Genomic DNA, 25,731 nt, shown 5'->3' on the forward strand with positions numbered 1-25,731 from the left:
TTTGATCCGGCCCCGCGATGATCGCGTTGAGCCACCATAAGTTATCCAGATTCTAGCGGGTCGCTCCTACGGTGTCTTCTCTGCAGCTCAACGGTAGGGATGGAGCGATTCTGATCTGAGGTCTATGATCGAGCGATCTCAAAATGCCTGCACGGGGTCATTTTTCATGGATGAGCAACTCGGACGTCAACACGCTGCAGCGTGGTTCCACTCCGCTTCGACTTTCAACGAGCCAACCCTTCGGACAAAAGCGTATGCGAACGCTGCGATTGAGGAGTTCGTGAAGCTGCAGCTCAAGCAGCCGGAGATTCTGAGCACGCTGTTAACGGGCGGTAATCAAGGCGCAAAGCTGCTCAACACCGACCCCTACCAAGGGCTGCGAGAGGTTATTCAGAATGCCGATGATCTCAAGGCAAGCTGCGTTCAATTTGGCGTACGCACCGTTGAGAACCGCAAACAGTTGGCCATCGTTCACAACGGCCTGCCGGTTGAGCTCACCCATGTTGTACCAATGATTTACCCCTTCTACTCAACGAAACAGAAATCAGCTGAGCTCAAGGGACGGTTCGGCATCGGACTTAAAACACTGACGCAGCTGGGTGAACACCTATCTGTGCACAGTGCCCCGTTTCATTTTGGATCGCGAGATGATCATGTGGCACGAGTGGAGGAAGCCAGCCCCATAGAAGGCTTCTACGATCCACTCGACGACCAGACGCTGATTACGGTTGATCTCTACCAGGACTACAGTCTTGCCTCGCTGACGCATTGGTTTGACGACTGGGAACCCAGCGACCTGATCTTCTTGGATCACGTACGAACCATAAGCCTGGTCGATCTGGACGAGCACACTGTGCTTAAGAAGCTAGCAATACAGGTCGCCGAACAACCGCGGCAATTCTCTGTGACGCTAGGAAAGCAGCCAAGCAAGGTCACCCACTTCACATTCGTGATTGATGACGCTAGGTGGGAGCGCTTCGTTTGCAGGGTAAAAGTACCCCCTGGGAAGGAGCGGGCTGCAAAAGCTACGGGTGATTTTACCCCTATCGGTATTGCCTTACCGCTAGATGGTAATGCTCGTGGCCGCCTGCACGTAGCCCTTCCCACGAAAATCCACACCAATACTTCATTCTCTGTGGATGCTCAATTCGATCCCTCTACATCGCGAGAGGATATGATCCAAGGGCCATGGAACCACTGGCTTACGGAGGCCTCTGGCCAAATCATAGGCGCATTGGCAATCCACTTGGCACAGCAGCGTAATACTCTTGCGTGGCATGTGGTGCCTCTCGGGGCTAAGACAGATAGCAGTTCTGACTGGCTCAATAAGCTGTTCAGCGAAGAGTGGGTCAAGGCCATTGAGGCGTTCAAGACATGCCCAACACTGATTGATGGGCGCTATTCGCTGAGCCAGATTTCGTACTGCGATGCTTCGATAGATGAACTGTTAACCGATGCCGACCACGTGGAAATCTGCGAGGCGCCAATACTGCCCGTCGGGATGAGAGACCCACTGGGCCGTTGGCGAGAGGTACTAGACAACCTTTCGGTTTCGCACTCAGTGAGTCTGCAGGACGTTTTCACTCACTGCGACGCGGATGGCTTCTCCCAAAAACCTGCGCAGTGGTTTATGGAGATGGCTCTGCGCTGCTTGGAGAGCTATGACGAAGATCCGATGCTAGGCACCAAGTGGGTACCTCTGGCTAACGGCGCTCGAGCGAAAGCCATTTGGGACTCGGAGGCAGATAGCTGGCTGGTCAGCCACCTTCCAGAGAACGACCTTGCATTGCGCCACATGCTGACAGAGATCGTCCACCCATTGCTCCTCACCCCACCCTATGCGGCATTAGTTGATTGGTTATCGGAGAATGCGAACTACAAGAACGAGCTATCTGCGCAGCACACGCTGGAGGCTTTCGCCAGACGATATGCGGACGCGCCATGGGCTGCACAGCAGAATGATCTTCTAGACCTGCGCGACCTTTTCGAGCATGTCGACACTAAGTCCAGCACTCTGGGCTATGAGGTCGGCGGAGCCTTACTCATCGAATCCTTCAGCTTTGAGTCCGGCGGCCAGGTCAAACAGCAGAAATCGCTGAGGTCGCCAGTCGAGATTTATCTGCCGGCGTCTATCGCCGACTCTCAGGATGCCTGGTCAAAAGCAGCTGCATCGACTCCTGGCATCTTCTGGGCATCCGCCAGTTATTCGGAATTGTTCAAGACCAAGCGTACAAAAAACGAGGGCAACTCAGCCGATCACCTGACCACAAGCAGAAAACGTGGTGTGAAACGGTTCCTAAGTCTACTGGGGGCAGAGACCTCGCCTCGGCTCGTTGCCGCAGTTACCGGTACTCCACCCTCAATGCTGCCCTCACACAAGTCCGCGCGAACCTATCTTGGCAGAGCAAAAGGGGGCCTGAGGCGCGATTTTACTTCTCCTGATCTGGATGCTGTCTTGCAGGACATTCTGCAAAGCGCTATCCCGTCGACGGAACTGCAAAAGAGTAAGAAAAGGCGAGCGGTGAGTACGCCTCGAACCCTTCTAACTGCCGCGGATCGAGCTATTGCACTCTTCCGCTGCCTTGACGCGAGCTGGCCATCTCTGGAGTCGCAAAGTCGAACCTACGCCTACCGTGAGAACGGAAGAACCGACAGTTCTCCGGTACCCACCACCTGGCTTGCCAGACTGATTGACAGCCCATGGTTTCCCAACCTTGCGGGCTCGCTTTGCATACCCAGAACCTTGGTCGTCGAAACCAAAGTCACGTTCGCCATGTACGAAGACCATACGAACTTCGCCGATGGCTTGCATGAAGCTGACGCCAACAGTGAGTTCGCTCGCGCGCTTTACATGGAAGTCAATCCGCCCGTCTCCGGTCTGGTGGCAGCTCTAGAACGCGAGCGCCATGGCAACAGTCCTGATGAAGCGAATCTAATGCGCCTTTACAAAGCCTTGGCAGGGCACTGCCCTCAGAGCGTTGCGGCCCTGTCCCAAGCGTCAATGATTGGGGACATACCGATCGCGAGCTTGAGGGGAAAATTTGGATTATCCCGGGCACGGGGACTGATAGCGCCGTGCGTTACGACCCAGCGTGACAGCAAGCAATGGTTCAGCCCCAGAGGAGTTTTTGCAGGCAAAGACGTCTTCCATGCCAGACAACCCTTTGTGCTCCATGATCGTCAACTCATGCCACTCTGGAACGCATTGGGCATCCGCAGCCCTGATTTGGCGAGCTGCGTTCGCGAGCTGGAATCTTTGGCAAAAATGGAGTATCAGCCCCAGTTGGATGCCTTGTTGATCGACATCTACAGGCACATGGATGGGTTATTGGAGAAGGCAACCGCGGCAGATCGCCGAAGCCTCAATACCGTGCCTCTTCGCTCAAACGATACATGGTCAACCAAACGGCCTATGTATTACTGCAACTACCAAGGTGTCGACTCCACGAAGATCACATTGTGGGAGCCACCCTGCGCGCCGGACAGCATTCCTAATTTCCTACGGGCTGCAAGCGTGGAACGACTGCCATTCGCCCCATTACCTAGCTCAAACAGCACTCTGGCCGGCGATGAAATTCGTTCACGCTTTCAGTGCGCACTACGCATCTTAAAAACTGACCTCGCCCGCGAAGATGAACGTTCGTACACAGCCATGTCGCCTTGGGATCGATTTGACAATGCTGATGTGCACTTGCACCCAACAGGACAACTTATTGTGAACGCCACCCCCACAGGCATGCGCTCCGTCCCTCTGTCCGTTCACGCTCACGCGGACACCCATCGTTGTGCAGTACATTTTGACGATGTGAGGTTGATCGGAAGAGTCGATTTCGGGGGAGCAGCGATCGCCAGTTTCGGAAGTGGCGACCGGGTGCGCGCCATCGCGCTTGCGTGGGGTGCAGCCTGGTCAGCTAGCGAAGACTGCATTTTCACACCAGACATAACACTGGCAACCGAAGCGCAGGATACTGACTTGGATACCTTGATCAAAGAGCGCGAGCGGCTTGGAAGTTCAGGCAAGCGGAAGATCATCAAGCGCGACTCAGGTGCCACAGGTGGCAGCAACGGTCAACTCAATACATCCCCTACCCGTCGACTGAAACCTTTACCGGAAGAGTTTACCTTTACCACCGTGATCAAGGATGCGGATGAGTCAGTTGGTAGTGGCCCCCAGCAACGCAGTACGAAGCCTTTATTGCCCCCTCCGACGACTGGGCCGCGCCCCAATTCCAAACCGGTACCAGAGAGCGCCCATCGGCAGTATTCCTCGGCAGAGTTGCAAGCAAAGGCGTGGGCTCACATCGAGGTAGTGCTCCAGCGGGAAGACGCTGTCCTGGCTGACCTGCAGGCGTATCGCGGCATCGGGGCAGACGGTGCCTTAGACAAATCGACATTCGTTGAAATGAAATCTTTTGCCCGCGGCTCCCCCTCAGAGATCATGCTTACCGAGGCAGAATTTCGTCGTGCGCACGAGAGTACATCGACATTCTATCTGGTCATCGTGTCGGGACTGGAGGAAGGATACGAAACTGAGATTCGGATCTACATAAATCCAACGAGACACTTTCCTTGGACGCCGAAAGGTTCAGTCTCGATCGGCGGGCTGGCAAGGGGCGCAGCATTAGTTCTGAGGCAGTCGATGGATTGATTTTCCGGGGTAGTACAAGGGGGTGACCACCGTTGGCGACCAGGCGTAGAGAGTGGGCTGTAGTGGCGATGAGAGGTTCGGGTCAGTGAGGGTTGCACTGGCAGTCGCCACCAGTTGAAAAGCACTCTTGCCCTTATCTCAGTAACGTGCCGTGCGGAAGCTGGAGACGCCCTCCTACCCTAGGTGTTCGGTGAGCCAACAGGTGGAATAGAGTCCATTGATGTTGCTCACGACCGGATGATCTTCTATTTGACCTAATTGACGCACTCCGCGGCGAAATTGAGGGTTTGAAAGTGGACAAAAATATTCAAGTAAGGGTGAGCCCAACCCGATCGGGGGCCACCCTGCGGCCGCTCAGGCAATGGGCATTCTAAAGGACGCTGATACCACCTATGCGCCGCAAAATAGCTCTGATAGATGGCCTGATCGGGGTTCATCACTTCACTTCACATCCCGCACCGAGCGCTAAGGCATCCACCCCGGGAGTCATGGAATTCGCAGTCGGAGGCTTCGGCTGGGCTGAGCTACCGCGCCACCTGGTCGCAAGGTTCGGCCGAGACCTGATAGAACTCAAGGCACCTGGTTATCCGCGGGGCGTGGAGATTGGTGTTGTCTGGTCGCGCGATCGTCCACTTGGGCCCGCAGGCCAGTGGCTTATTGAGCAACTGAAAAACAAGCTTTCTTGATCCCACTTGGCAGCGCATAACCTCGGGCCGAAGATCATTGCTGCATGAAAATACGGGCGAAGCCGTGCTGAGACTATCCCGCTGTGAGACTAGAACTCTCTCACTGGTCGAGGCCTGTTGTATCGGTCATCACGTGCGCGAACCGTAGTAGATTACCAAAGCGCCCTGCCCCAGCCCTATCGAGATGAAAGCCCTCGATGCCAATCTGACGCGGGCCGTTCTGGTCGCATTTCCGAGAGTCTCCGATCATCACTACCCGCTCAGGGCTGGCACCCAAGAACTGATCAGAAGCCAAGCCAAGCATGTGACAAATGCTGAGGTAGATCCCAGCATCTGGCTTCATCAGGCCCACTTCGGAGCTAAAGCAATACGCATCCAGTCCAGGAATAAGCAACCTTACGGATTCGCAGTATGGGGCTGCTAAATTGGAGCAAATGCCGACTTTCACCCCGTGGCTGCGCAGTTGCTCAATCGCCGGCTCAGCATCCTGAAAAAGATTAAGTGATTCAAGCTCTTGATCCAGCGCATCCTTGATAGATGAAAGCTGAGCGGGTGTGAGTCGAATTCCAAAATGATCGGCAGCCTCTGCAACCTCACAGTCATTGGTCATGATCCACCGCATGTCTTCTCGCGCAGCAACTCGGCCCTGCTGGGAGCCCAAGCGCAGGAGCTGTCGGTATGGATGCTGCCGATTCCGAATCTCCACAAGCGTACCGAAGGCATCGAAAATCACCGCATTCATCATCTTGCACCTCCCCATAGATAGGTGGCTGCCGAAACAATGCTGGCCCTGAACGCTAGCGAACCACGATACCGTGGCTGGCCAGATCGCTGATCAGCGTCTTGCGTCGCAGCATTCCTGGAATTTTAAACAGACTCCGATACCCATAAAACAGGCCCACCGGGATAACTAAGAGGCCGAGACCGTACGTGGCCGTTGCGGCGATCAATCCTGCGGGAATCGCTGCGAAAGTGAATACGATACCTTTCAGTACACTCGATTTAGCGACGAGCTTCATGTGGTCAAGGTCGTACTCAACCTTCCCATTCTGCTTCTCGAAAGCAACAAGAACGATTGAGTTCTTCGCAAGATGCTTGTAGTACCAGGTTGTGGGGCTATCCGTAACTATTGCACCGTGCTTCCGCAAATAGGCGAGCATCACAACTTCTTTAAAGTGGAATGTATTCCCTTCGACGTCTTCGCATCGTACCTGACTGTATAGGGCATCCAGCTCGCCACTAGCTTTTAGATCGTAGTTTTTAACAGTAAGTACCATCTTCTTCAGATCAGACATGCTTCTTCCTTAGTACATTTAATCTTGAGGCTGCCGGTAGCTCGAGGTCATCTGAGCAAGCGGGCACGCGAAGTCATCCAGCGCTTTGTTTCAGCAGGATATATAGGGTGGCGAATCGGAGGTGCTCTGCCCCTGGCCAAGTACTACTGCTTGCAAGCGCCTTCAGCCTGGCTGGTGAGCCAGCCTGATTGGGAGGCTCAACTCGGGTCTCTTAGCTCGCTAGCAATGACGAAGTGGTCTTGGCCATTGAGGCTGCGCATTAATTTGAAGCCCTCCCTGGACTCAACCAAGACCAGTGGAGGGGTAGCAACCGTCATTCCATTCGAGCTCACGTTTGACTGATCGTTGTAAACGAGGGCCGCATAGCTCTGCCCTATCCTTGCAGCGTTGACAAGGTAAGCGTCGACCACCACTCCCCAGGAAATGCCCTGTGCCTGAATGACTTCTGCGGGAAGATCCCGCTCGAGCTCTATCGGCTCGACGGCGTGGTCAAAAAAGTGCTTCTTCGCCGAAGTGGCCATTAGATTTGGATCTCAAAGTAAGGGTCAAAACCGGTGTTCTCTGAAGGGTAGCCACGGGGGTTTGAGATCACCCGGCAGCCAGCCAGCTCAACATCTGTAGCCTCATGCGTGTGACCGAACACCCACACATCGGCCTCCTCGATTAGGTGCTGCCAGTCGTTGGTGTACGCCGCAGTAAGATGCCCTTCATGCTGCTCACCAATCACCACGGGAGATGGTGAGTGATGGGTTACCACTACCGTTTTGCCGTCAAACGGTTGAGCAAGCTCTTGGGTGAGCCAGTCCTTGGTGATGTGGTTCCGGGTAACCAGGTCATCCGGTCTCAATCTTCTGTAGTTCGAGTCTGCCCTGATGTACTTGAAGTCGTTCATGCCTTGCCTGGCAGCGTTGCTGGCCGCGACCTGGTTCCCTGTTGACGTGAAGTCAGTCCATGCTGTGCTGCCGAGGATTCTGACATCCCCCAAAATCAGCGATTCGTTGTCCAGAACATGCACGTGGCCGGCCGCGGCGTCCTTAATCTTCTGCAAGGTGCGATCAAGGTGCCCGTCGTAATATTCGTGATTCCCTGTGACGTACACGACCTGGCAGCCGAACGTCTCGTTGGCCCATTGGACGCCCCTGACCTTTTTGTTGATGTCGCCGGCGAGGATTACCAGGTCAACTCCACCATCAAGGGGCGGCGGGTCGAAACGGTGGAACTCGGCATGGAGATCTGAGTAAATTCTGATTCGCAAACGCTGGCTCTTGAGGATTTAGCTGTAAATTGAAGCGCACCGGATCTGTCAGCGCGGCGAGCGCGTGGGTATGCCGATGCGATGGATTGAGGGCTTCCCAGCGCTCCCATAAAAATCCAGGCACGGCGCCTTTATATCCACTCCACGCACTATATTGCATGGAGCGGAAGCGCGCAATATGGCTTTATCCTCAGCTTTGGATGCTCCAAATGTCGCTGAGAGAACCACTCGCCGCCGTCCTGAGGCTGTCGCGCGCAGCCCAGAATCTCTCCCAAGAGGACTTCCATGGTCGAGTAGAGCCTCGCCAACTCAGCAATATCGAACACGGCAAAAGCAGTCCTACCCTTTCCACCCTCGAGGACATATCTGCAATCCTCGACATCGACCTAGTCGCCCTCCTCGCCGCGGCCTCCTCCCATGGTCGCCGTCAGACACCCAAGGAGTTTTTGAAAGACCTGGCCGGCGAGCTTGCCAAGCTGGAAAAGCTAGGTGTCCTGGACAACCTCGACGGCGAGTTCAGTGATGGGAAGCTCCACTCGGTGCATCCCCGTATTCGATCAAAAGAGATCAACCGGGCGGCAGTACTTAAGTGCAAGGCTGAGGGGAAGACGCAGGTAGAGACCGCGGCGACGCTGGGGCTTGGCCAGTCGACGGTTAGCAGGCTGTGGAAAGACGACCACTAAGCGCTGTGCACGCTTGGTTTACGTACACGTGATCAGTTGGCCGGCATCCCGTGGGGATTCCCAAATTGCATACCTGGCGCTTAAGAAGACCGCCCGCTCCCTGACCTGCAATCTCTTCACTGGAGGGCTGATATGCAGCGACTGGGCCGCCAAGCGCAACTGCATGATATTTGATCATGCTTTGTGGGTAAGATTGAGTGTGGTAAACAGGCTGGGCTTGAATCAGCCTATTGCGCTCCAGCTATTTTCATCATTCGCCCCAGTAGTCATGGTAGGGCTCAAGGTTTTAAGAACCGGTCTCGAGCTTAAATCTCTCGCCAAGATGTGACAACGTCTGTGCCGTATTGCTCTTTCCATGCCTTTAGACGATTGTGGTTTGACCCACGAGTTTCAACGACTTCACCCGTATGTGGATTCCGATACCGTCGCATCGACTTGGCAGTTGATTTTACAGCAGGCGCATCTTTAGCAATCGACTGTAGAGCTTCGTGAACGCACTCTGCAGATGAAATGGCGGTGAAGGCGCGGCCTGGCTTGATCAAACGTACAACATCGCTCGCGCTGAAATTATAGCGATCTTTCAGCCTTATAAATTCTTCCGTAAACGCAAGGTCTTTAGCGAGACCAGGCTTTTCTTCAAGCTTGGTCAACTTACTTTTAAGGGAGAGATAGTCATTAAGGTTCGTCATTTTATAGCCCTCACCCCGGAAACAATGCGTTTGTATTGACGAGACCTAGATTCACCTGACAAGTGAATCATGCTGGTTCGGTTTTAGTGCTGCCGGTAACACTCAAATCCTCGCGACACTCACTTTTTTCGCCGATCAGTTTGCGCAGCTCCGAACCTTCTTCGGACTCGTAAAAACTCACTATCTCTATCAGCCGCAAAGCCTCATCATCACTGTAACCATAACGCTGAATCAGCTGATCAAGCTCCTTGCTGAATTCCAGATCGAGCTGATAGTTCGAGTCGCTGGCTTCGAGACGACGGGCCTCGTCAGCAAGCCTCGTCAGCAAGAACTGAAGCTCTCGAATCTCAACGTAGGTATGAGGTCGGCTCATGATTCCGCACCTGGCTTAGGACGCAATTTGAGTGTAGTCCAAGTCTTAAGGGTGTTAAAGGGGTTCAAAGGGCCTTTGGCAGGAATCGCAAAGCGCTCCGCCACGCCACTTTGCGTGATTCAGGCCAGTCCTGAGGGCTGAGGCTCTTCCGCACGCCGGGCAAGCATGGTGATTTGGGCGGACTTCATCGTTTTCGATGCATTAAATTCATTTTCTTATATTTCAATAACTTAACTCATTGATTCAGCTCCTGTAACAATGATAGAGGCCATGTTCGTTTACGAAAACCGGTGCCATCATGCGCTCATGAACCATGCCCAAAGCGACATATGTCAATTTACCTTAAACCTTCCATATCAGTTTAGAGGAGCGGCCACGAGGCTCTGAGAGCAGGGACAATATACTGATAAAACCTTGCTTGGCCTCGGCGCTCCGCGATTCCGAATTTTGAAGCAATTTTCTGCCTGGAAGGCTCTATCTCAAGCATTACAAGGCGCCACAATTTAAGCGTAAATTGGCATCGAAGGCCGTTTCGCCCACACATAATCTCCGGTGCATATTGCTGGTGACGGTGATAGCAAATGACTGATGCGCTGAAGCCGCTTCGCTCACCTCTGACGCGCGGCTTAACCTCATGCGCCATGCGCCATGCGTCATGCGTCATGCGTCAGAGCGCGGGAGGCGCACAGAGGTGTCAGCCGTCCCCGGAGGCTTTTAGGTTCAATCCAGCAATACCCTCTCTCTATAACCTCGTTCACTACAAGACGTCGCCTAAGAAATACGAGGCGAGCGATTCTGACTGCGGGATGCGCCTCCACTCGAACAAAAAATCGGCCAGTGCTTTGCGGCCACTATTTTTTTAGCAACCATTCCACATGCGCCAAATCTTCGGCAGAAAGATTACGTCGGACGCTCTCCCATACTGCAGCAATGTGATAGTTCTGGAAGCACTGCGCCAGGGCTTTTATCTCGCCACGATCACTGGGGAAGACACTATCGGTAAACGTAAGCGCTCCCTGGAGAAAGTCATGCTCAGCAGGCCTAATCAAATTAAAAGCACATCCGATAAGCAAATACGCCACTGCTATAGCCTTTGGAGGCGCCGTTTCAATGTTTGCCACCAGTTGCCGAACTGTTGGCCTATCGAACAATTTAGCATTCAGCCTTGAACCTTTATCTAATCTTATGAACCATCGCGCGATACCGCCATCACTAATTAAAGTAGGTTGGTATAGGAAAAAACCCAGTAAGAAATAGAGTGCATACTTAGAGGGCTGGCTCATTGTAGGTTTGGCCGGCGCATTGTCTACCCAGACCTGTAAGCGGCCGACAATTCCGCAGATCCTGCATTCAGATGCAATCTCCTGAAAACCACGCGCACTTCGGCTGATCAACCCGGTGCCGTGGTCAAAGGTTTCGCGCTGAGTATGCTGGGAGTAAGCAAGCCAGGATCCGGTCAGCTCACTGAGGCTGCTCCTATCAAGGCGCTGCAGCAAAACCGGGTGACGATGATAGGTGCACACAGCGGCCCCACGTTTGCGCCACGCCCTGCGCAGTGCTGGGGCTCTCATCGCTGTCACATCGTCTGCAATGCACTGAGCACAGTACTTACGGTTCTCCCGAGGATGCGTGGCATCACCTGGAAGCGAAAATTGGACGTGCATGCGATTCTGTAAGCGCGCTGGAAACACGTTGAGGAACGCCTGAGATCGATAAAGCGTGTCGTGTTCAAGGATGTCTCTTCCCAGCGCCACGCTATAGCCAGCGGAGCCAAGGAGCACGGCCGGATCCCAAGGAATCTGATCCGCATTCCCTTCATTTGACGGAGCTGTCGCCACCTCACTGGCCAACCTCGCCGGAATTGGCAGACCGTTGGAGTCTGCTACGCCGCGTGCACGTGTGAGCATTTGGCGCTTATAGGAGTCATAGGACTGCTGACAACCCTGAGTCAGCCCTGTACACCACTGCAGAAAATCATCATGAATGATCGTGATTGATGGGGAACATGCATTTCTGGACAGCCAGGAGCCCAAGGTCTCGTCAGCGACCGGTTTGAGGTACGTTTCGAATCCTCGCTCGAATACCGCCTTGAGTTTCGGTTTAGGTGTGTGAATACTCAGCACTTCAGCAGGCTGGGAGTCTTGCTGTTTTACAGAGTGAGCGGGTACCAGGCTATGGAAACTGAGTGCTTGTGCAGCTCCAGCGACCTCTGCAACCCTGGCAACCTCAGCATGGGGAAGAGCCACTTTATCCAGCGCTCCCGCCCTCCCTGCCATTGACTCGGCGTCCAGCACCATTGACGCCTTGAGTGCCCTGAGAGCGGACACGGTTTTGCCAACAAGCCCCTTTGTGTGCTTATGAAGCTCGTATAGATCGATACCGTGAGACGTCACGAATTCGGGAAATAGGAGCGGGATGGTCTTAGGCACCAGCATTCTGACGAGGTCGTTTTCGGCGTCAATCGCTCCTTGCTGGAGCGGGTCGAATACGGCCGGCGGACTTTCCAACGGAACTAGGTAAGTTGGGATTTTCGACAATGCCAGTGCTTCCATTGTCCCGGCAACGAAGTGTTGATAGGCCTCGTCGCACTCCATAGCCTTCAGATCGACGTACACGACCTCGACCCCCATACCGAGTGCGCGCAACCCCAGCTCCGTTAGCCCGTCGTACGTACCACAGAAGACAATGTCATAGCCGAACGGCGGCGATAGCAGATAGGACAGCACTTTATAAGTCAAATGGATCTTCTGCTGGTGCTTGCTGAAGAAGTCGTGCCCATCGTCAAATATGATCGTCTGATACCGCCTCAAATGAAGCGCAGAAATGTAAGGGAGGCTAATCCTGCGTGGTGGGTGGATACCAGCGGAGTAGATGGGCAGGCCTAGCGACCTGAGGAGATGGGTCATGAACACGAAATCAGCATTCATGGCCATCCTTGGCACCAATTCCGAACGCATGCCTTCGCGAGCTAGCAGCTGATGAAGACGGGAGGCGAAAGCGCTTGCTCCAGCGCCCGCCTCACCCCTCACGACAATCAACCTTCCTTCTGCCTTATGGCGGTCGCGTAGGAGAGCCAGAGCACGCTGCAAAGGCGGTTCATTGGCTGAACTGCATACCCATCCACGCCACACAGATTCAGTCATCCCCGAACGTGGGCAGCAGCATGCTACGACTCAGGCTAATCAGCTCTTGATCAATCCGCTCCTCTCCGGACTGAATCGCGAGTTTCGCAGAGGCGACCAGCACCTTCACGATCTCTCGCGTGCTCCCATTACATTCATTTACCAGATCGGCCTGAATTTCCCGGGTATCCAGAACAGAGGCTTTCCTGAGTGGCATGAATTTGACGAAAGTTTTGAGGAAGCGCGAGAACTCTAAGCTGTCAGACTCCCACGAGGGCACCTCCCACAGTCCGAAGCGCGATCGGCACTGTGAATCTACAGCTAGGTGGGATTTGAATTCCTCAGTGCCCACGACAATCACACTCAACCCCATGTCACTGTTAGCCAAGGCGCGCAGATAGGTGTAGTTGGACTGAACGAGCATGTGCTTTGCACCGATCAGCGCGTTTGCTTCGTCAAGGATGCAAACCGCTGCTTGCATTTGCTCCAGCCTTTCCTTCGTGCGCTTAACACCATTGGGATTGCTCATCGTCTTCGCATTCTCCGTGAAGCCGATTTGGCTCAGAAAGATTTCCTGGAGGTCGATGTGCCTTCCACAAGTGGCCAAGTCGATCCGGATGACACGAGTGGCGTCAGGCGTTTTAAACAGAGCCTCTGCACGCTCAACCATCGTCGATTTGCCGATGCCGCTAACGCCGATGAGTCCAATACACGATCGACTGCCGATGCGCTGAAGCTCGATCAGGCGTGCGACCGCATCAAAGAAAGACTTGGTGCTGCCGGTCTTGATCCAAACCGGCATGTCGCAGTACGCGATGCGAGCCTCGTTGTCCATGAGAGCGATCTGCTGGACTTTCGGGGCCAAATGAGACAAATCCATGGCTATTCCCCCTCGAACTCTTCGACGGTTTCCGCGAAGTTACGCTGCTGATAGGTGACTTTCTTGGCTTTCTTGGCGGGGTGCTTGAGCAGCGGATCGAACTTATCTGCAGCATTGATCTCACGCTGCTTGCGCATCGCAGGACTGGGAAGCGCGAGCGCCTTGCTGATCATTTTGGTGCGAGCGAGGAACGCCCTGACAGCCCGCTCCCCCAGCTTCCCTGCCCTTTTCCCTGCTTTGGCCAGCGACTTGAGCAGAAGATCACGGGCGGCAAGGGTTCCAGTGGTCTGCTCACGCGCAGGCACCTGAATCCACTCACCCTCTATAAGGACGAGGATGGAAGACAAGTTGACTGGGTCATACTTTACGCGTAGCCGCTTGCCGACAAAGGGTCGCAGAACGTTGCTCGAGTAACGGAAGCCGTTGACCTTGAGCCCCGTCCTGGACAGGATAGGATTCTTCTCCGGCATGACCTCGATGATGAAGTTTTTGACGTTGTGGACTTGCCGGGGAATGGTGGGCGCCCCATTCTTGTCCGTCATGGCCTCGAGCCAACGCTGACGCGGCGTCTTCCCGTCTGTTGCTATGGTGTCGTGATACTCGCAAACGGAAAGCGTGAAGTACCTGATGAACTCGTCAAGCGTCATCGCATGATCTTTCGACGGATCATAGTCCCTTTCCTTCCGAGTCCTGGAGGCCGTCCCCCCGGGCAGCATCTGGACGGCGCCGATGTTCAAAGTGCCCAAAACTCGCTCGCAGATTCCTCCATCCTGTTTTTGGCTACGGTGCCGAAGCTTGATCCCTTCCAGCGCGCACGCACCGGCTAGATTCCCCGACCTAAACTCGCGAGCGTTGTCAGTCAGCAGCTCGTCAAAGAGGCCATAAAACTCGTAATCGTGATCTTCAAGATCCAGCTTCTTCATAAACCCGTCTTTAGGCATTACTGCGTGCTTGAGCGCATGAGCAACGCTGCAGAGGCAGGGATAACGAATGGCGATATAGAAGCCGAGGATCACCTTGGTCTTGGCGCAGATCGCCAGGGTGATCCAAGGCCGGCCAATGCTCTTGTCAGGCTCTTCAGTGCTGGAAATGAAGACATCCGCAACGGTGTGATCCATCTGGACTTGCTCAAGCGCACGACTGAACCCACGGAAACCGTCCCTAAGCTGGAAATTGTCACCAGCAAAGTCTTTGCCACGCACGGGAACCGCTTTTTCGTACTCGGACAGCTTGTTCATGCGGTCGCAGATTGTTTCGTAGGAAGGCACCTCGGTGATTTTCAGCTCATGGCAGATCGCTTGAACCCCCTTCCATACCGTGCGGTAAGATGCACCTTGCCCACGATACAGCCAGAACTGGTCAGCAATGATTTTCTCAATCTCGGGTGAGAGGGTCGTTTTGCCTTGCTTACGCCCACGCTTCTTCGTAAGCAAACTGATAGGGCCAATCTCGGGATTGTAGTTGCGGCGCACCTCGTAGTAACGAGGCCGACTGAGCCCGCATTCCTTGGCGGCTTGCTCAGCGGAGATCTCTTTTTTGAGCTCTCGCTCTATGATCTTGAAACGATCGTGCGCTTGCTCCATTTGCTTCGTAGTGAAGCCATCAATCAATATGAGCGAGCGCGCCGATTCGATTTCTGCGATCTTGGTAGCAGCGGCCTCATTGAGGGTCTGGTGATCGACAGGGATCGCCTTAGCGGCTTCCACCGCACATACTTTGAGAGTGCGTAGATTCTTTAGGTATACTTTCCTGGTGGCCTCGTCGATGCCCTCGACCAACCAGAGATCATTGTCATACCTAACAATTTTACTACTACTATCTAGCGCTGAAAAAGAATTCATAACGGATACCTCTGCTCAGTGGCCATGGGCGGAACCTTCAGCAGCGCTTCTCAACGCTTACTTATCAACCTTCATGAAGATCCTTCTTTTAGGCACTAAGCTGTAGCCGTGACGAGGCACGTTCGGTGAAACCAGCGTTAGGCGCCGCCCGATTGTTTTTAGCATTGGACTAAAAGTCCTGTTATGTTGGACATAGATATCCCAAGGGTTTGAAACCCTAAGACGGTTTGTTTGCCCTGCCCGGCCATGCCTTGTTTGCGATCAGTTGGTCGGCTACTGGCCAGCCGGTTTCTGGTTGGCGGTGGGAGTCGTTCGGTCGTGGATTAGATCAGTAGCGGACTTTTCGCAGACCAAGCAGTATTGGCTTTCGAATATCTCAACTACAGCGCCAGGCCTTGCACCTCCTGACTAAGCACGACACCCCATATCAGCCCCTGCTTCTTGGCCTCCAAACTTGCGAGACTAAGCTCGTGGGTGTTCCTACGGCGGGCTTTGTAGTATCAGAAGTTGCTAGGGTCGCATTCATTCGCAGCTTCCTGAACGGTAAAATTCCCACTGAGCGTCCTGACGATAATGGTGCACCTACCCTGTGCGTCCATTATTTGCTCCGGGGTAAAACCGTTGACCAGGATCAGCGATCTCCACACCGTTTTCGCTGCGACCTTGGCGACTGCAGACTGAATTAGAGCGTGATGATCCACCGCCTTCACACTGTCAATACAAACTGAACACACCTCGTCGCTACGTGCATTCCTGAGGAGCACCTGCCTGGCCGTCGCGTTCAAACCCTCTACAACCCAGATATCACTGTTGAATTGCACGACCATGGGGTTCTCACCCGAAGCGTCGTCGAAGCTCATGATGAATCCTCCGATTAGTGGCTACTAGTGGTGTCGGACGGTACCTACTGAAAGTACCGTCCGACTTGCTTCAGCGCTGGACTATTCCAGCACTATTCTCTTAAGGCATCTTGGGTGAAGGCTTTTAGTGGTACCGAAGAACCTCTTGGGAGAACAGAACATCCAGGCGTTCGGCAGTGGCGCTATAGGATGGCGGCTTGATCTTCAAGAAAGAACACTCTTGGCAAACTACACGCCACGTGTTCTTCTTGGTCGAGGAGGCTGTTAGGAACTCGCGCCTGAACACGCCAGCGATAACACTTTCAACTTCCGCACTCAGCCGAGACTTTCGCTTTGCGCATTCTGTAATTTGAATTCGCATCTGAGGAGTGATTGCGTCAAATTTCACCTCGTGGGGCCATGGCTCCCTCAATTCAGAAACTTCCTGACTGAGTTTGCTTTGGTCGAACTCCTCAAAAGAACAAGAATCAGATCTTACGAACAGTCTCGTACGGGAGGCAGTATCATCGCTTTTTTGCTCGGTCGTGATCTTTCGAGTGGCGATACCAGTAACAAGGAAGCCAACGACCAGATCAGTAGCGCTGTCCAACATCATGACCACCGATGGGTAAGTCCTTGGAGGACTACCCGAGATCGGTTCCTTGCTCACGCGGCGTTCTGCTTTGGCGGTCTTATTTGAAGATATGTCGCGCGAAGATAGCCCTGGCGGGCGGGGTGTGTTGGGGACGACCAGTGTAGCCGGCTTTATACAGATGGGATTATGTTGGGCTGCGTCCGATTCAGGCGAACCAGGCTTGGTTGGCTTGCGCATCATTTACCTCCAATCCCGCTTTTAAAACGGTTGGGGAAATGGATAGGCTACGGGGGGCTAGCGGGATCGTCCCCATCACCACCTGCTGCAAGTCAGTCGATGAGACTCAAATTTTAACGCTCAAATTTGCCGTGCAGCTTTTGAGGTTTAGCACCGCAAATTCGTAGCGCAAGCTTGATTTTTCTTCTTTATTATTTTACCTATATAAATCAGCAAGTTGAGATGGAAAAAATTTTGTGTCATGGAATTGAAACGAAGAAAAAGCAGGTGGTTTTTTCTTCTTTCTAGCTATGCGCGGCTAGGAGGCAGGGTTTGCGGGGGCTTTTGGGGTGAAGGTTTTTAAAGGCTGGTGACAGATCCCGCTTACCCGCTTAACGTCCTCCCTCTCAACGGCCCACGCCTCGTATTCAGATAAGTCATTGTCTGAACGCCATCCCGTCCATGCTCGACCAGACCACACTCGTTACCAGAGCCTGCTTCAATTCCAGATCGCTCGTGCACTGATTCACCCGGGTACTGCGCAAAATCTGTTTGATCCGCATCAGGCGTGATCTCTTCCTTTACCTGCGGATCTCATCCTCGCGAACTAGGCCTCGCTCTAAGGGATTCAACCGTTGTCCCTGAGAGTCCCGTTTATGTCCGTAAATACCCCATCCCTCTGAACCGGACTGTTCTAGTTTCTACCAGCCTCTGACCAGCAGCCTGGTCGTCAGTGCAGGCTCGCTTCCGACGAGCCTGGCAACGCGGGGTTCTCTTTTGCACACAAAACAATAAACAGGGAGATTCAAATGAGTATCCGACTGTATCGTTCTGTTCTCGTTGTCATCACCTGCTTGTTATGTTCAACCGGCTTTGCTGGCGAACAACCTTATCGATTTGGCTTGGGCAAAGCCGATGTTACCGGCGAGGCAGCGGAAGTCGGGATGATGGGGTACTCCTCCACCGACCAGAAGACCGCCGGCATTCATACACGGCAATGGTCGAGGGCGTTCATCATTGAAGATGCGGCCACGGGCAAGCGGCTGGTGTACGTCAACACCGACCTGGGCATGATTTTCCAAGCGGTGCAGCAAGGTGTCTTGCGCAAGTTGGAGAAGAAATACCCGGGGGTCTATAACGAAAACAATGTGATGCTGGCGGCCACTCACACTCACTCAGGTCCTGGTGGCTTTTCTCATTACACGATCTACGACTTGTCGGTACTGGGCTTTCAGGAAAAGACCTTTAACGTGATTGTCGATGGCATCGTGCGTTCAATTGATCAGGCCCATCGACAGATGCAACCTGGTCGATTGTTTTATGCCAAGGGTGATCTCACCAATGCCAGCAAGAACAGGTCGCTGCTCTCTCACCAGCGCAATCCGGATGTCGCCGGCTACATAGACGGTATCGACCCGGAAATGACGGTGTTGAAGTTCGTCGACCAACAGGGCGAGCTTGCCGGAGTCATCAGCTGGTTCCCTGTGCACGGCACATCCATGACCAATAACAACCATCTGATTTCTTCTGATAACAAAGGCTATGCGTCTTACCACTGGGAACACGACATCAGTAAAAAACCAGGGTTTATCGCCGCCTTTGCCCAGACCAATGCCGGCAACTTGTCGCCCAACTTGAACTTGCGTCCAGGCTCCGGGCCGACTGAGGACGAATTCGCCAACACCAAGGAAATCGGCTTGAGGCAGTTCAACAAAGCCTATGAACTGGTGACCGGGCCGACCGAGGAAGTGACCGGTGGGCTCGACAACCGCTTTCAGTTTGTCGACTTCCACGGCCTGACCGTACGCCCTGACTACACGGATGGCACGCCGAAGACGCTGTGTATTGCCGCCTTGGGCAGCAGTCTGGCAGCCGGCAGCACGGAAGATGGCCCTGGTCCGCTGGGCATCAGTGAAAGCAATAATCCGCTGCTGTCTTTCCTCGGCGGCTTGCTGACCGGTGCGCCGTCCAAGGAGCTGAAGAAGTGCCAGGCTGAAAAACAGATACTGGCCGACACTGGCAACAAGAAACCCTTCCCCTGGACTCCCAATGTGCTGCCGATCCAGATGTTCCGCATCGGCCAGCTCGCCGTACTGGGCGCTCCGGCCGAGTTTACGGTGATGTCCGGTGTACGCATTCGCCGGGCGGTACAAGCCATAGTCGCACCCATGGGCATCAACCATGTGATCTTCAATGGTTATGCCAACGCCTACTCCAGTTATGTCACTACCCGCGAAGAATACGGTGCCCAAGAGTATGAAGGCGGCTCGACGATCTTCGGCCCCTGGACCCAGGCCGCCTATCAACAGCTGTTCACCGACATGGCCAGCGCCATGCGTGACCATCAGCCGGTCGCCAGTACCGCCCAGCCACCTGACCTGTCCTGCTGCCTGTTGAACTTCCAGACCGGTGTCGTCACCGATGCCCCGTACATCGGCACCTCGTTTGGCGATGTGCTGCAGCAACCGGAAAAGATCTACCACCGGGGGCAAACCGTGACGGTGGCCTTCGTCACCGGGCACCCGAAGAACAACCTGCATACCGAAGACACCTTCCTGAGCGTGTACTACACCTCAGCCGACCCCGCCCGTGAGAAAGCGGCCATACGTGTGGCGACCGACAACGACTGGGAAACCAAATACCGCTGGGAACGGGTCGGAGTTTCTGCATCGAAGGCGACTATTTCTTGGGATATTCCGCAGGATGCCAAACCCGGCTACTACTACATCAGCCATGGCGGTGATCAGAAAAATGTCTGGGGAACGATCAGCGCCTTTACAGGAACTACTCGAAAATTTGAAGTAGTGGCTGATTGACCCTCGGTTGGTGACAAGTTACTTCTGGCAGGGTTCGTTCTTGCTCATCAGGGATACTTCAAGTGCTGGTCGCCTGGCCTGCACTTGATATTCGCGTCGTATTTACTATCAGTAAACGTCGCTTTCAAGATGGCCCTCTGTAATATCGCCACCCAAGATAACTCCACCTTACTTGCTGGCCTCTCTTGATTCGTTGTTATTCTGACCCGGCAGTCATTATTGGTTGGTGACGGCCTTGCCCAGGAGCCTGGGTATTGATGAGTTGTTTTGTAATATTTGTACCCTACTCTACCGGCCACTGCGTATAGGGGCTTTTGGCTCAAGTTCGACAACACACGCGCTCTTTCTTCAGGGACCGACCATGATTGACATCAAAGTGCTCGTTGCCAACATCACCAGGTTTTCTCAATCTGCCAGCACGCTATCGGAGGCGGAGCGCAAGCAACGTGCGGAAAACTTGATAGAGCAAATAAAAAGCGCCGTCGCCAAAGGGGCGAACCTGAACCAGGCCTACGCCCACGTTCAGGAACTGACGCCGTACATCGAGCCTCAGCCCAACCCCCTGGAGGCCTTGAACTACAAGCTCTGGATCGAGCTCAAGGACCGCCATACCCCGCCGCTGCTGCCCTCCTCCCTTCAGCGCGAGCAGATCGGCCTCTACGCGAAAGCCTCTGAACAGGTGATTGATGAGGTGCTCGATAGCGTTGAAGACGAAGAGCAACAGCACAGCCTTATCGAAGAAAAGCTCAGCGCCCTGCGCAAGCAGATCTTTGGCATGGAAGAACCTCAGTTCCTGCTGCAATAAAGGGGCGCTAGTGGGACGTCGACTATTTAAAAATCAAATCTGTGTCTTTCAAAGTCCGCTTTTTGTCCTTTAATGCCCTGGTGGTATTTGCGGCGCAGCCCTCAGATTAGAAACGATAGGAGCCTCTTGAAAGAAAGCGCTTATTGAGCAAAAAAATAGCCATGCCCCATAAAAGTGCATCTTATCCTTTGCTGGGTCTTATGCCTTGAATAGCTGCCTGGGTGTCGTCTTTGCTATGAGTGACTGTCGCATTTGAAATATCAGGGCTTAACTTTGCAGCAGGGCATAGCCTGGCACTTGCGACTAGAGCTTCGAGAAAATAGCGCTCTATTTAATAAAAACATCAAGAAAGAACAATAAGGTCGACCTTTTATGAGGGCGTTTCCCCAACGCACCTTACAGGAAGCTTATCGATGACAGACGCCCCAAAGTTTCATCGTCGTACTTTTTTGAAAGGCAGTGCACAGGCTGCAGCGCTGGCCGGAATGTCCGGACTTTTTCCCGAAACCATACGACGCGCACTGGCCATTGAGCCGGATGTACGCAGCGGCACCCTGCAGGATGTCGACCACGTGGTCATCCTGATGCAGGAAAACCGTTCGTTTGATCATTACTTCGGCCACCTCAACGGCGTTCGTGGATTCAACGACCCCCGGGTCCTCAAGCGCGCCGATGGCAAGTCGGTGATGCATCAAACCTACAAAACCACCGAATACCTGCCCTATCACTTCGATACAAAGAACGTGCACGCCCAATGGTTAGGCTCGCAGAACCACGAGTGGTCGGCGTTTCACGGGACCTGGAACGAAGGCCGCAACGACCAATGGACGGCGATCCAGGACTACACCGCCATGGGCCATTTCAAGCGGGATGACATCCCGTACTACTATGCCCTGGCAGACGCCTTCACCCTGGGCGAGGCCTATCACCAATCGATCATGGGCCCCACCAACCCCAATCGCCTGTATCACATGACCGGGCGCACCGCGCCTACCGGCGATGGCAAAAATGTCCAATACACCAACAGCATGGGCGACGGCACCATTGGTGTAAGTGGTTCTGTGGACTGGACCACCTACCCCGAACGCCTGAGCGAAGCCAATATCAATTGGCGTATTTACCAGGAAGGCGGCTACCAGTCGTCTTCACTCTGGTGGCTCTACCTCGATCTCAAATGGAAGTGGCTCATACAGGAGGACAACAATTACGACTGCAATGCCCTGGCCTGGTTTAAACGCTTCAAGGAATCAAAACCCGACTCCGATTTGTGGCAACGAGCCATGGTCGCTCGCGGAGTGACCAAGTTGCGCGAAGACGTGCAAAACAACACCTTGCCACAAGTATCTTGGATCGTGCCGCCGTACTGTTATTCGGAACACCCTTGGTGGGGTCCCTCCTTCGGTGAATACTACGTGTCGAAGATTCTCGAAGCCCTGACCAGTAACCCCAAGGTCTGGGCCAGGACCGTATTCATCATCAACTACGATGAAGGCGACGGTTATTTCGACCACGTGTCCGCTGCCGTACCACCATGGAAACCGGGCACCGGCCTTTCGGCCGTCGACACCCAAGGCGAAATCGAAAGCGCCACCCAGTTGCCCATTGGCTTGGGCCCGCGCGTGCCGGTACTGGCGATATCGCCGTGGTCCCGGGGCGGAAAGGTCAGTGCCGAAGTCTTCGATCACACCTCTGTGCTCAGATTCCTCGAAAAACGCTTCGGCGCCACCGCAGACAATATTTCCCCCTGGCGCCGGGCGGTTTGCGGTGACTTGACCTCGCTTTTCGACTTCACCGGGAAAACCGATAGCAGCGTGCCCGCCAACCTGACCAACCTGACTGAAACCAAAGCCCGTCAGGATGACGCCTACTACAAGCAGTACTATCGCTCCTACCCTTATTACACCAACCCTACGACCTTGCCGGGCCAGGAAACCGGCCAGCGCGACGCCCTGGCAGTGCCCTACCAGCTACATGCCGAGGTCAGCGTCGCCGCCAGCGATGGCAGCCTGCTGCTCAACTTGAGAAACGAGGGCATGGTCCTGCCGGAAAACCCGTACGCACGTTCGGCTGCGGTCTTCCAGGTGCACTCCAACGAACGGGGCGCCCCGGCGTTCTATACGGTGACCAGCTACGATATCCATGCGGCAACGAACCTTAGAAGCCGCGGCCAGACGCTCATTGAAAACCTCAAGGACCGTATCGACGCGAACGGTCGCTACGGCTTTGAAGTGCGTGCACCGAATGGCTTCTATCGGGAATTTACCGGCAATAACCAGTTGGCCAAGACCCTCGCCCGGCCTGAGGTTTCAGTCAGCTACCAGGGGGCGCAGATTGTCCTGACGATCAAAAATACCGGGGTACTGGCCTGTACGGTGACGGTGAAATCCAACCCCGCGTACAAGGGCGATACGGTGCACACCCTTGAGCTCAAGCCGGGTGAAAGCCTGAGCGATTCTTGGTTGCTGCGCAGCAGTTCCGGCTGGTATGACCTGACCCTCACAGCCACCAACACCGAAAGCAACTTCTCTCGACGGCTCGCTGGGCATGTTGAAACCGGTTTGCCAAGCCGCACCGATCCACTCTTGGACATCATGCCGTCCTGATGAAAGGAACCTTCAAGATGAAAGCCATTCTTTTAGCGGTGTGTGCGGCGCTGATTGCCTACCTGGTGCTGTTTCGCCAGCCGGTGGACACCGTCGTGGAACAAGCGCCCGGGGTCGCCTCGCGCCCAGTGAGCAATACCCAGTCGGCCGTGCCTGCGCCAGCCGCTGACAGCCAAGCGCCAGCGTCGCTGGAACAGCGAATCACCGCGTTTTCGCAAACCGCCAACACCTTGTCGGCCACTGAGCGCCGGCAGACCGCCGAGCGCTTGATCAACGAGCTGAAAACCTCGGTCAGCAACGGCGAGGACTTGAAGACCGCCTATGCCCAGGTCGAACGACTGACGCCAAACATCGAGTCCGACCCCAAGTCACTGGAGCGCCTGAACTACAGCATCTGGATGGACATGAAAGACCGCTCCACACCACCGGCCCTCCCCTCGCCTGCCCAGCGCCAGCAACTGGAGACCTACCAGCAGGCCGCGAACCAGGCGATTGACGAAGTACTCAAGACCGTCGATGGCGACGAGGCACGGCGCGCCGCCATCGAGGAAAAACTCAAGGCGCTGCGCCTGGAGATCTTCGGCAGCAGTGCCCCACAGCCGCTGAGCCATTAAGGCACCTTGTCACCCCATGACGCACGGCAGTCATGGGGTGACAAGGTCTGCTCACCCACGGAATCCGCTGATGGCCATAGCCGACTCACCCACACTGACCACGCAAGCTATCGACTGGCTGGTAACACAGGGGCACTTGAAAGGGGCCGAAGTGGCACAAGCCAGGCAGCTAGAGGGCGACGCGCAACAACACGAGCTGCCCGAGCTGCTAATTCGACTCGGCCGCCTCTCGGAACAAGACCTGGCAACGGCCTGGTCGACCCTGCTCGACATTCCCTTGTTGCATGGCAGCGACGCGCCGCCGCTGGAAGGTGGTCTGCCACAGGTATCGCCACGGTTTCTGAAACACTACGGGGTGGTGCCTTTGCCGCCCTTCGACCAGCAACTGCACATACTGGTGAGCAACCCGGCCCAGCGTTATCCGATCCTGGCTCTGGAATATGCCAGCCAGCTCACGGCGCGCCTGTCGATTGGCCTGCGCAGTGAGATTGAACAATTGATCGAACGCTATTACGGCCAGGGCCGCTCGGCCATGGGCACGCTGATCGAAAACCTCGGCGAGAGCGTCGACAAGACCGACGATATCGAACACCTCAAGGACCTGGCTTCCGAAGCCCCGGTGATCCGGATCGTCAACCTGCTGTTGCAACGAGCGGTCGAGTTGGGCGTCTCGGACATTCATATCGAACCCTTCGAAAACCAGCTCAAGGTGCGTTACCGCATCGATGGAACCTTGCAGGAAGGCGAGGCGCCTCCGGTCAGTTCGTCGGCAGCGGTGATTTCCCGGATCAAGATCATGGCGCACCTGGACATTGCCGAACGACGCCTGCCCCAAGACGGACGCATGATGTTGAGGATTCAAGGCAAGGAGCTGGACCTGCGGGTCTCGACGGTACCGACCCGTCACGGCGAATCGGTGGTCATGCGGCTGCTGGACCGCGAGCAGGTGACCTTCGACTTTCCCAGCCTGGGCTTCGATGGCCAGCGGCTCCGGCAGCTCCTCGACTTGCTCGAACGCCCCCATGGCATTCTGCTGGTGACCGGCCCCACCGGCTCGGGCAAGACCACCACGCTGTACACCGCACTGACCCGGCTCAATACCAGCGAACGGAAAATCATCACCGTCGAGGACCCTGTCGAATACCAATTGCCCGGGATCAATCAGATTCAGGTAAAGCCGGCCATAGGCCTGGACTTCGCCGGCGCACTGCGCTCGATCGTCCGCCAGGACCCGGACGTGATCATGATCGGTGAAATACGCGACCTGGAAACCTGCCGGATCGCCATTCAATCGTCATTGACCGGCCACCTGGTGTTGTCGACCTTGCACACCAACAGCGCTGCGGCCAGCATTACCCGCTTGCTGGACATGGGTGTGGAGAGCTACCTGATCGCCTCGACCGTCACCGGGATCCTTGCTCAACGCCTGGTGCGACGGCTAGACCCGCAATGGCGCGAAGCCTTTGAGGCGCCGGCGCAACTAATCGCCGAGCACCAGCTGGATCGCTACACCGATGAGCGTCCGATCCGGCTGTACCGGCCCAGGGCCGATGCACCGGGAACCGGTTACAGCGGACGCAGTGCCGTCACCGAATTGTTGGTGATGAATGAAGAAATCCGCTCGCTGCTGATGCGCCACGCCGACGCTGCTACCCTGGAGCAGGCCGCTCGCGCTGCCGGTTTGCGCACCTTGCATGAAGAAGGCCTGCGCCAGGCCCTGGCGGGTATCACCTCACTGGAAGAGGTATTGCGCATCACGCGCAATGACTGA

Annotated in this window: 17 protein-coding genes and 1 pseudogene; 8 read left to right on the forward strand and 10 right to left on the reverse strand. The window is 54.9% G+C overall.

What is annotated here, in order from left to right; genetic code table 11:
- Positions 1–166: 166 nt before the first annotated feature.
- Together GDH07_RS13145 and GDH07_RS13150 are read left to right on the forward strand one after the other, a co-directional pair.
- Positions 167–4,648, forward strand: coding sequence for a sacsin N-terminal ATP-binding-like domain-containing protein (locus GDH07_RS13145; protein ID WP_152897806.1), 4,482 nt, complete (start codon positions 167–169; stop codon positions 4,646–4,648).
- Between the two features lie 485 nt (positions 4,649–5,133).
- Positions 5,134–5,334 (forward strand): annotated as a pseudogene (locus GDH07_RS13150) (LysR substrate-binding domain-containing protein); the annotation flags it as partial.
- A 100-nt stretch (positions 5,335–5,434) separates the two neighbouring features.
- Here GDH07_RS13150 and GDH07_RS13155 read toward each other — a convergent pair.
- From GDH07_RS13155 to GDH07_RS13170, 4 genes are all read right to left on the reverse strand, one after another.
- Positions 5,435–6,076: an HAD family hydrolase gene (locus tag GDH07_RS13155; protein ID WP_246195949.1), complete on the reverse strand. Its 642-nt coding sequence runs from the start codon at positions 6,074–6,076 to the stop codon at positions 5,435–5,437.
- 55 nt (positions 6,077–6,131) lie between these two features.
- On the reverse strand, positions 6,132–6,629 hold the full coding sequence (locus tag GDH07_RS13160) for a hypothetical protein (protein ID WP_152897809.1): 498 nt from the start codon (positions 6,627–6,629) through the stop codon (positions 6,132–6,134).
- 197 nt (positions 6,630–6,826) lie between these two features.
- A complete protein-coding gene (locus tag GDH07_RS13165; RefSeq protein WP_152897810.1) occupies positions 6,827–7,150 on the reverse strand; it encodes a hypothetical protein in 324 nt (107 codons plus the stop codon).
- Positions 7,150–7,884 carry a metallophosphoesterase gene (locus GDH07_RS13170; protein ID WP_152897811.1) on the reverse strand — a complete coding sequence of 245 codons (735 nt, stop codon included), beginning with the start codon at positions 7,882–7,884 and terminating at the stop codon, positions 7,150–7,152. The genes GDH07_RS13165 and GDH07_RS13170 overlap by 1 nt, the downstream gene beginning before the upstream one ends.
- Before the next feature lie 209 nt (positions 7,885–8,093).
- Here GDH07_RS13170 and GDH07_RS13175 point away from each other — a divergent pair, with 209 nt between their 5' ends.
- Entirely contained in the window at positions 8,094–8,567 is a 474-nt protein-coding gene (locus GDH07_RS13175; protein ID WP_246195950.1) for a helix-turn-helix domain-containing protein, read from the forward strand.
- A gap of 305 nt (positions 8,568–8,872) precedes the next feature.
- Here the strand turns inward: GDH07_RS13175 and GDH07_RS32300 are convergent, their stop codons facing one another.
- From GDH07_RS32300 to GDH07_RS13205, 6 genes are all read right to left on the reverse strand, one after another.
- The gene (locus GDH07_RS32300) at positions 8,873–9,256 is read right to left on the reverse strand and encodes a histone-like nucleoid-structuring protein, MvaT/MvaU family (protein ID WP_178124053.1); all 384 of its coding nucleotides are present in this window, start codon (positions 9,254–9,256) and stop codon (positions 8,873–8,875) included.
- A gap of 67 nt (positions 9,257–9,323) precedes the next feature.
- Positions 9,324–9,629, reverse strand: coding sequence for a hypothetical protein (locus GDH07_RS13185; RefSeq protein WP_152897813.1), 306 nt, complete (start codon positions 9,627–9,629; stop codon positions 9,324–9,326).
- An 851-nt stretch (positions 9,630–10,480) separates the two neighbouring features.
- Positions 10,481–12,556, reverse strand: coding sequence for a TniQ family protein (locus tag GDH07_RS13190; protein ID WP_178124054.1), 2,076 nt, complete (start codon positions 12,554–12,556; stop codon positions 10,481–10,483).
- A gap of 208 nt (positions 12,557–12,764) precedes the next feature.
- Positions 12,765–13,631, reverse strand: a complete 867-nt coding sequence (locus GDH07_RS13195; protein WP_152897815.1) for a TniB family NTP-binding protein — start codon at positions 13,629–13,631, stop codon at positions 12,765–12,767.
- A 2-nt stretch (positions 13,632–13,633) separates the two neighbouring features.
- Positions 13,634–15,472: a Mu transposase C-terminal domain-containing protein gene (locus GDH07_RS13200; protein ID WP_152897816.1), complete on the reverse strand. Its 1,839-nt coding sequence runs from the start codon at positions 15,470–15,472 to the stop codon at positions 13,634–13,636.
- Positions 15,473–15,972: 500 nt separating this feature from the next.
- Positions 15,973–16,332, reverse strand: coding sequence for a hypothetical protein (locus GDH07_RS13205; RefSeq protein WP_152897817.1), 360 nt, complete (start codon positions 16,330–16,332; stop codon positions 15,973–15,975).
- 1,599 nt (positions 16,333–17,931) lie between these two features.
- On the opposite strand from GDH07_RS13205, the gene GDH07_RS13210 reads away from it, so the two are divergent.
- The 5 genes from GDH07_RS13210 (at position 17,932) to gspE (ending at position 25,731) form a co-directional block, all read left to right on the forward strand.
- Positions 17,932–19,938, forward strand: coding sequence for a neutral/alkaline ceramidase (locus tag GDH07_RS13210; protein ID WP_152897818.1), 2,007 nt, complete (start codon positions 17,932–17,934; stop codon positions 19,936–19,938).
- A gap of 361 nt (positions 19,939–20,299) precedes the next feature.
- A complete protein-coding gene (plcR, locus tag GDH07_RS13215) occupies positions 20,300–20,743 on the forward strand; it encodes a phospholipase C accessory protein PlcR (protein ID WP_152897819.1) in 444 nt (147 codons plus the stop codon).
- 413 nt (positions 20,744–21,156) lie between these two features.
- Positions 21,157–23,346, forward strand: coding sequence for a phosphocholine-specific phospholipase C (locus GDH07_RS13220; RefSeq protein WP_152897820.1), 2,190 nt, complete (start codon positions 21,157–21,159; stop codon positions 23,344–23,346).
- Positions 23,347–23,363: 17 nt separating this feature from the next.
- Entirely contained in the window at positions 23,364–23,960 is a 597-nt protein-coding gene (gene plcR, locus GDH07_RS13225) for a phospholipase C accessory protein PlcR (protein ID WP_178124055.1), read from the forward strand.
- A gap of 70 nt (positions 23,961–24,030) precedes the next feature.
- Positions 24,031–25,731 (forward strand): type II secretion system ATPase GspE, encoded by a 1,701-nt coding sequence (gene gspE, locus GDH07_RS13230; protein WP_152897822.1) that lies wholly within the window; start codon positions 24,031–24,033, stop codon positions 25,729–25,731.

This window comes from Pseudomonas piscis (genome assembly GCF_009380155.1).
GTDB lineage: Bacteria > Pseudomonadota > Gammaproteobacteria > Pseudomonadales > Pseudomonadaceae > Aquipseudomonas > Aquipseudomonas piscis.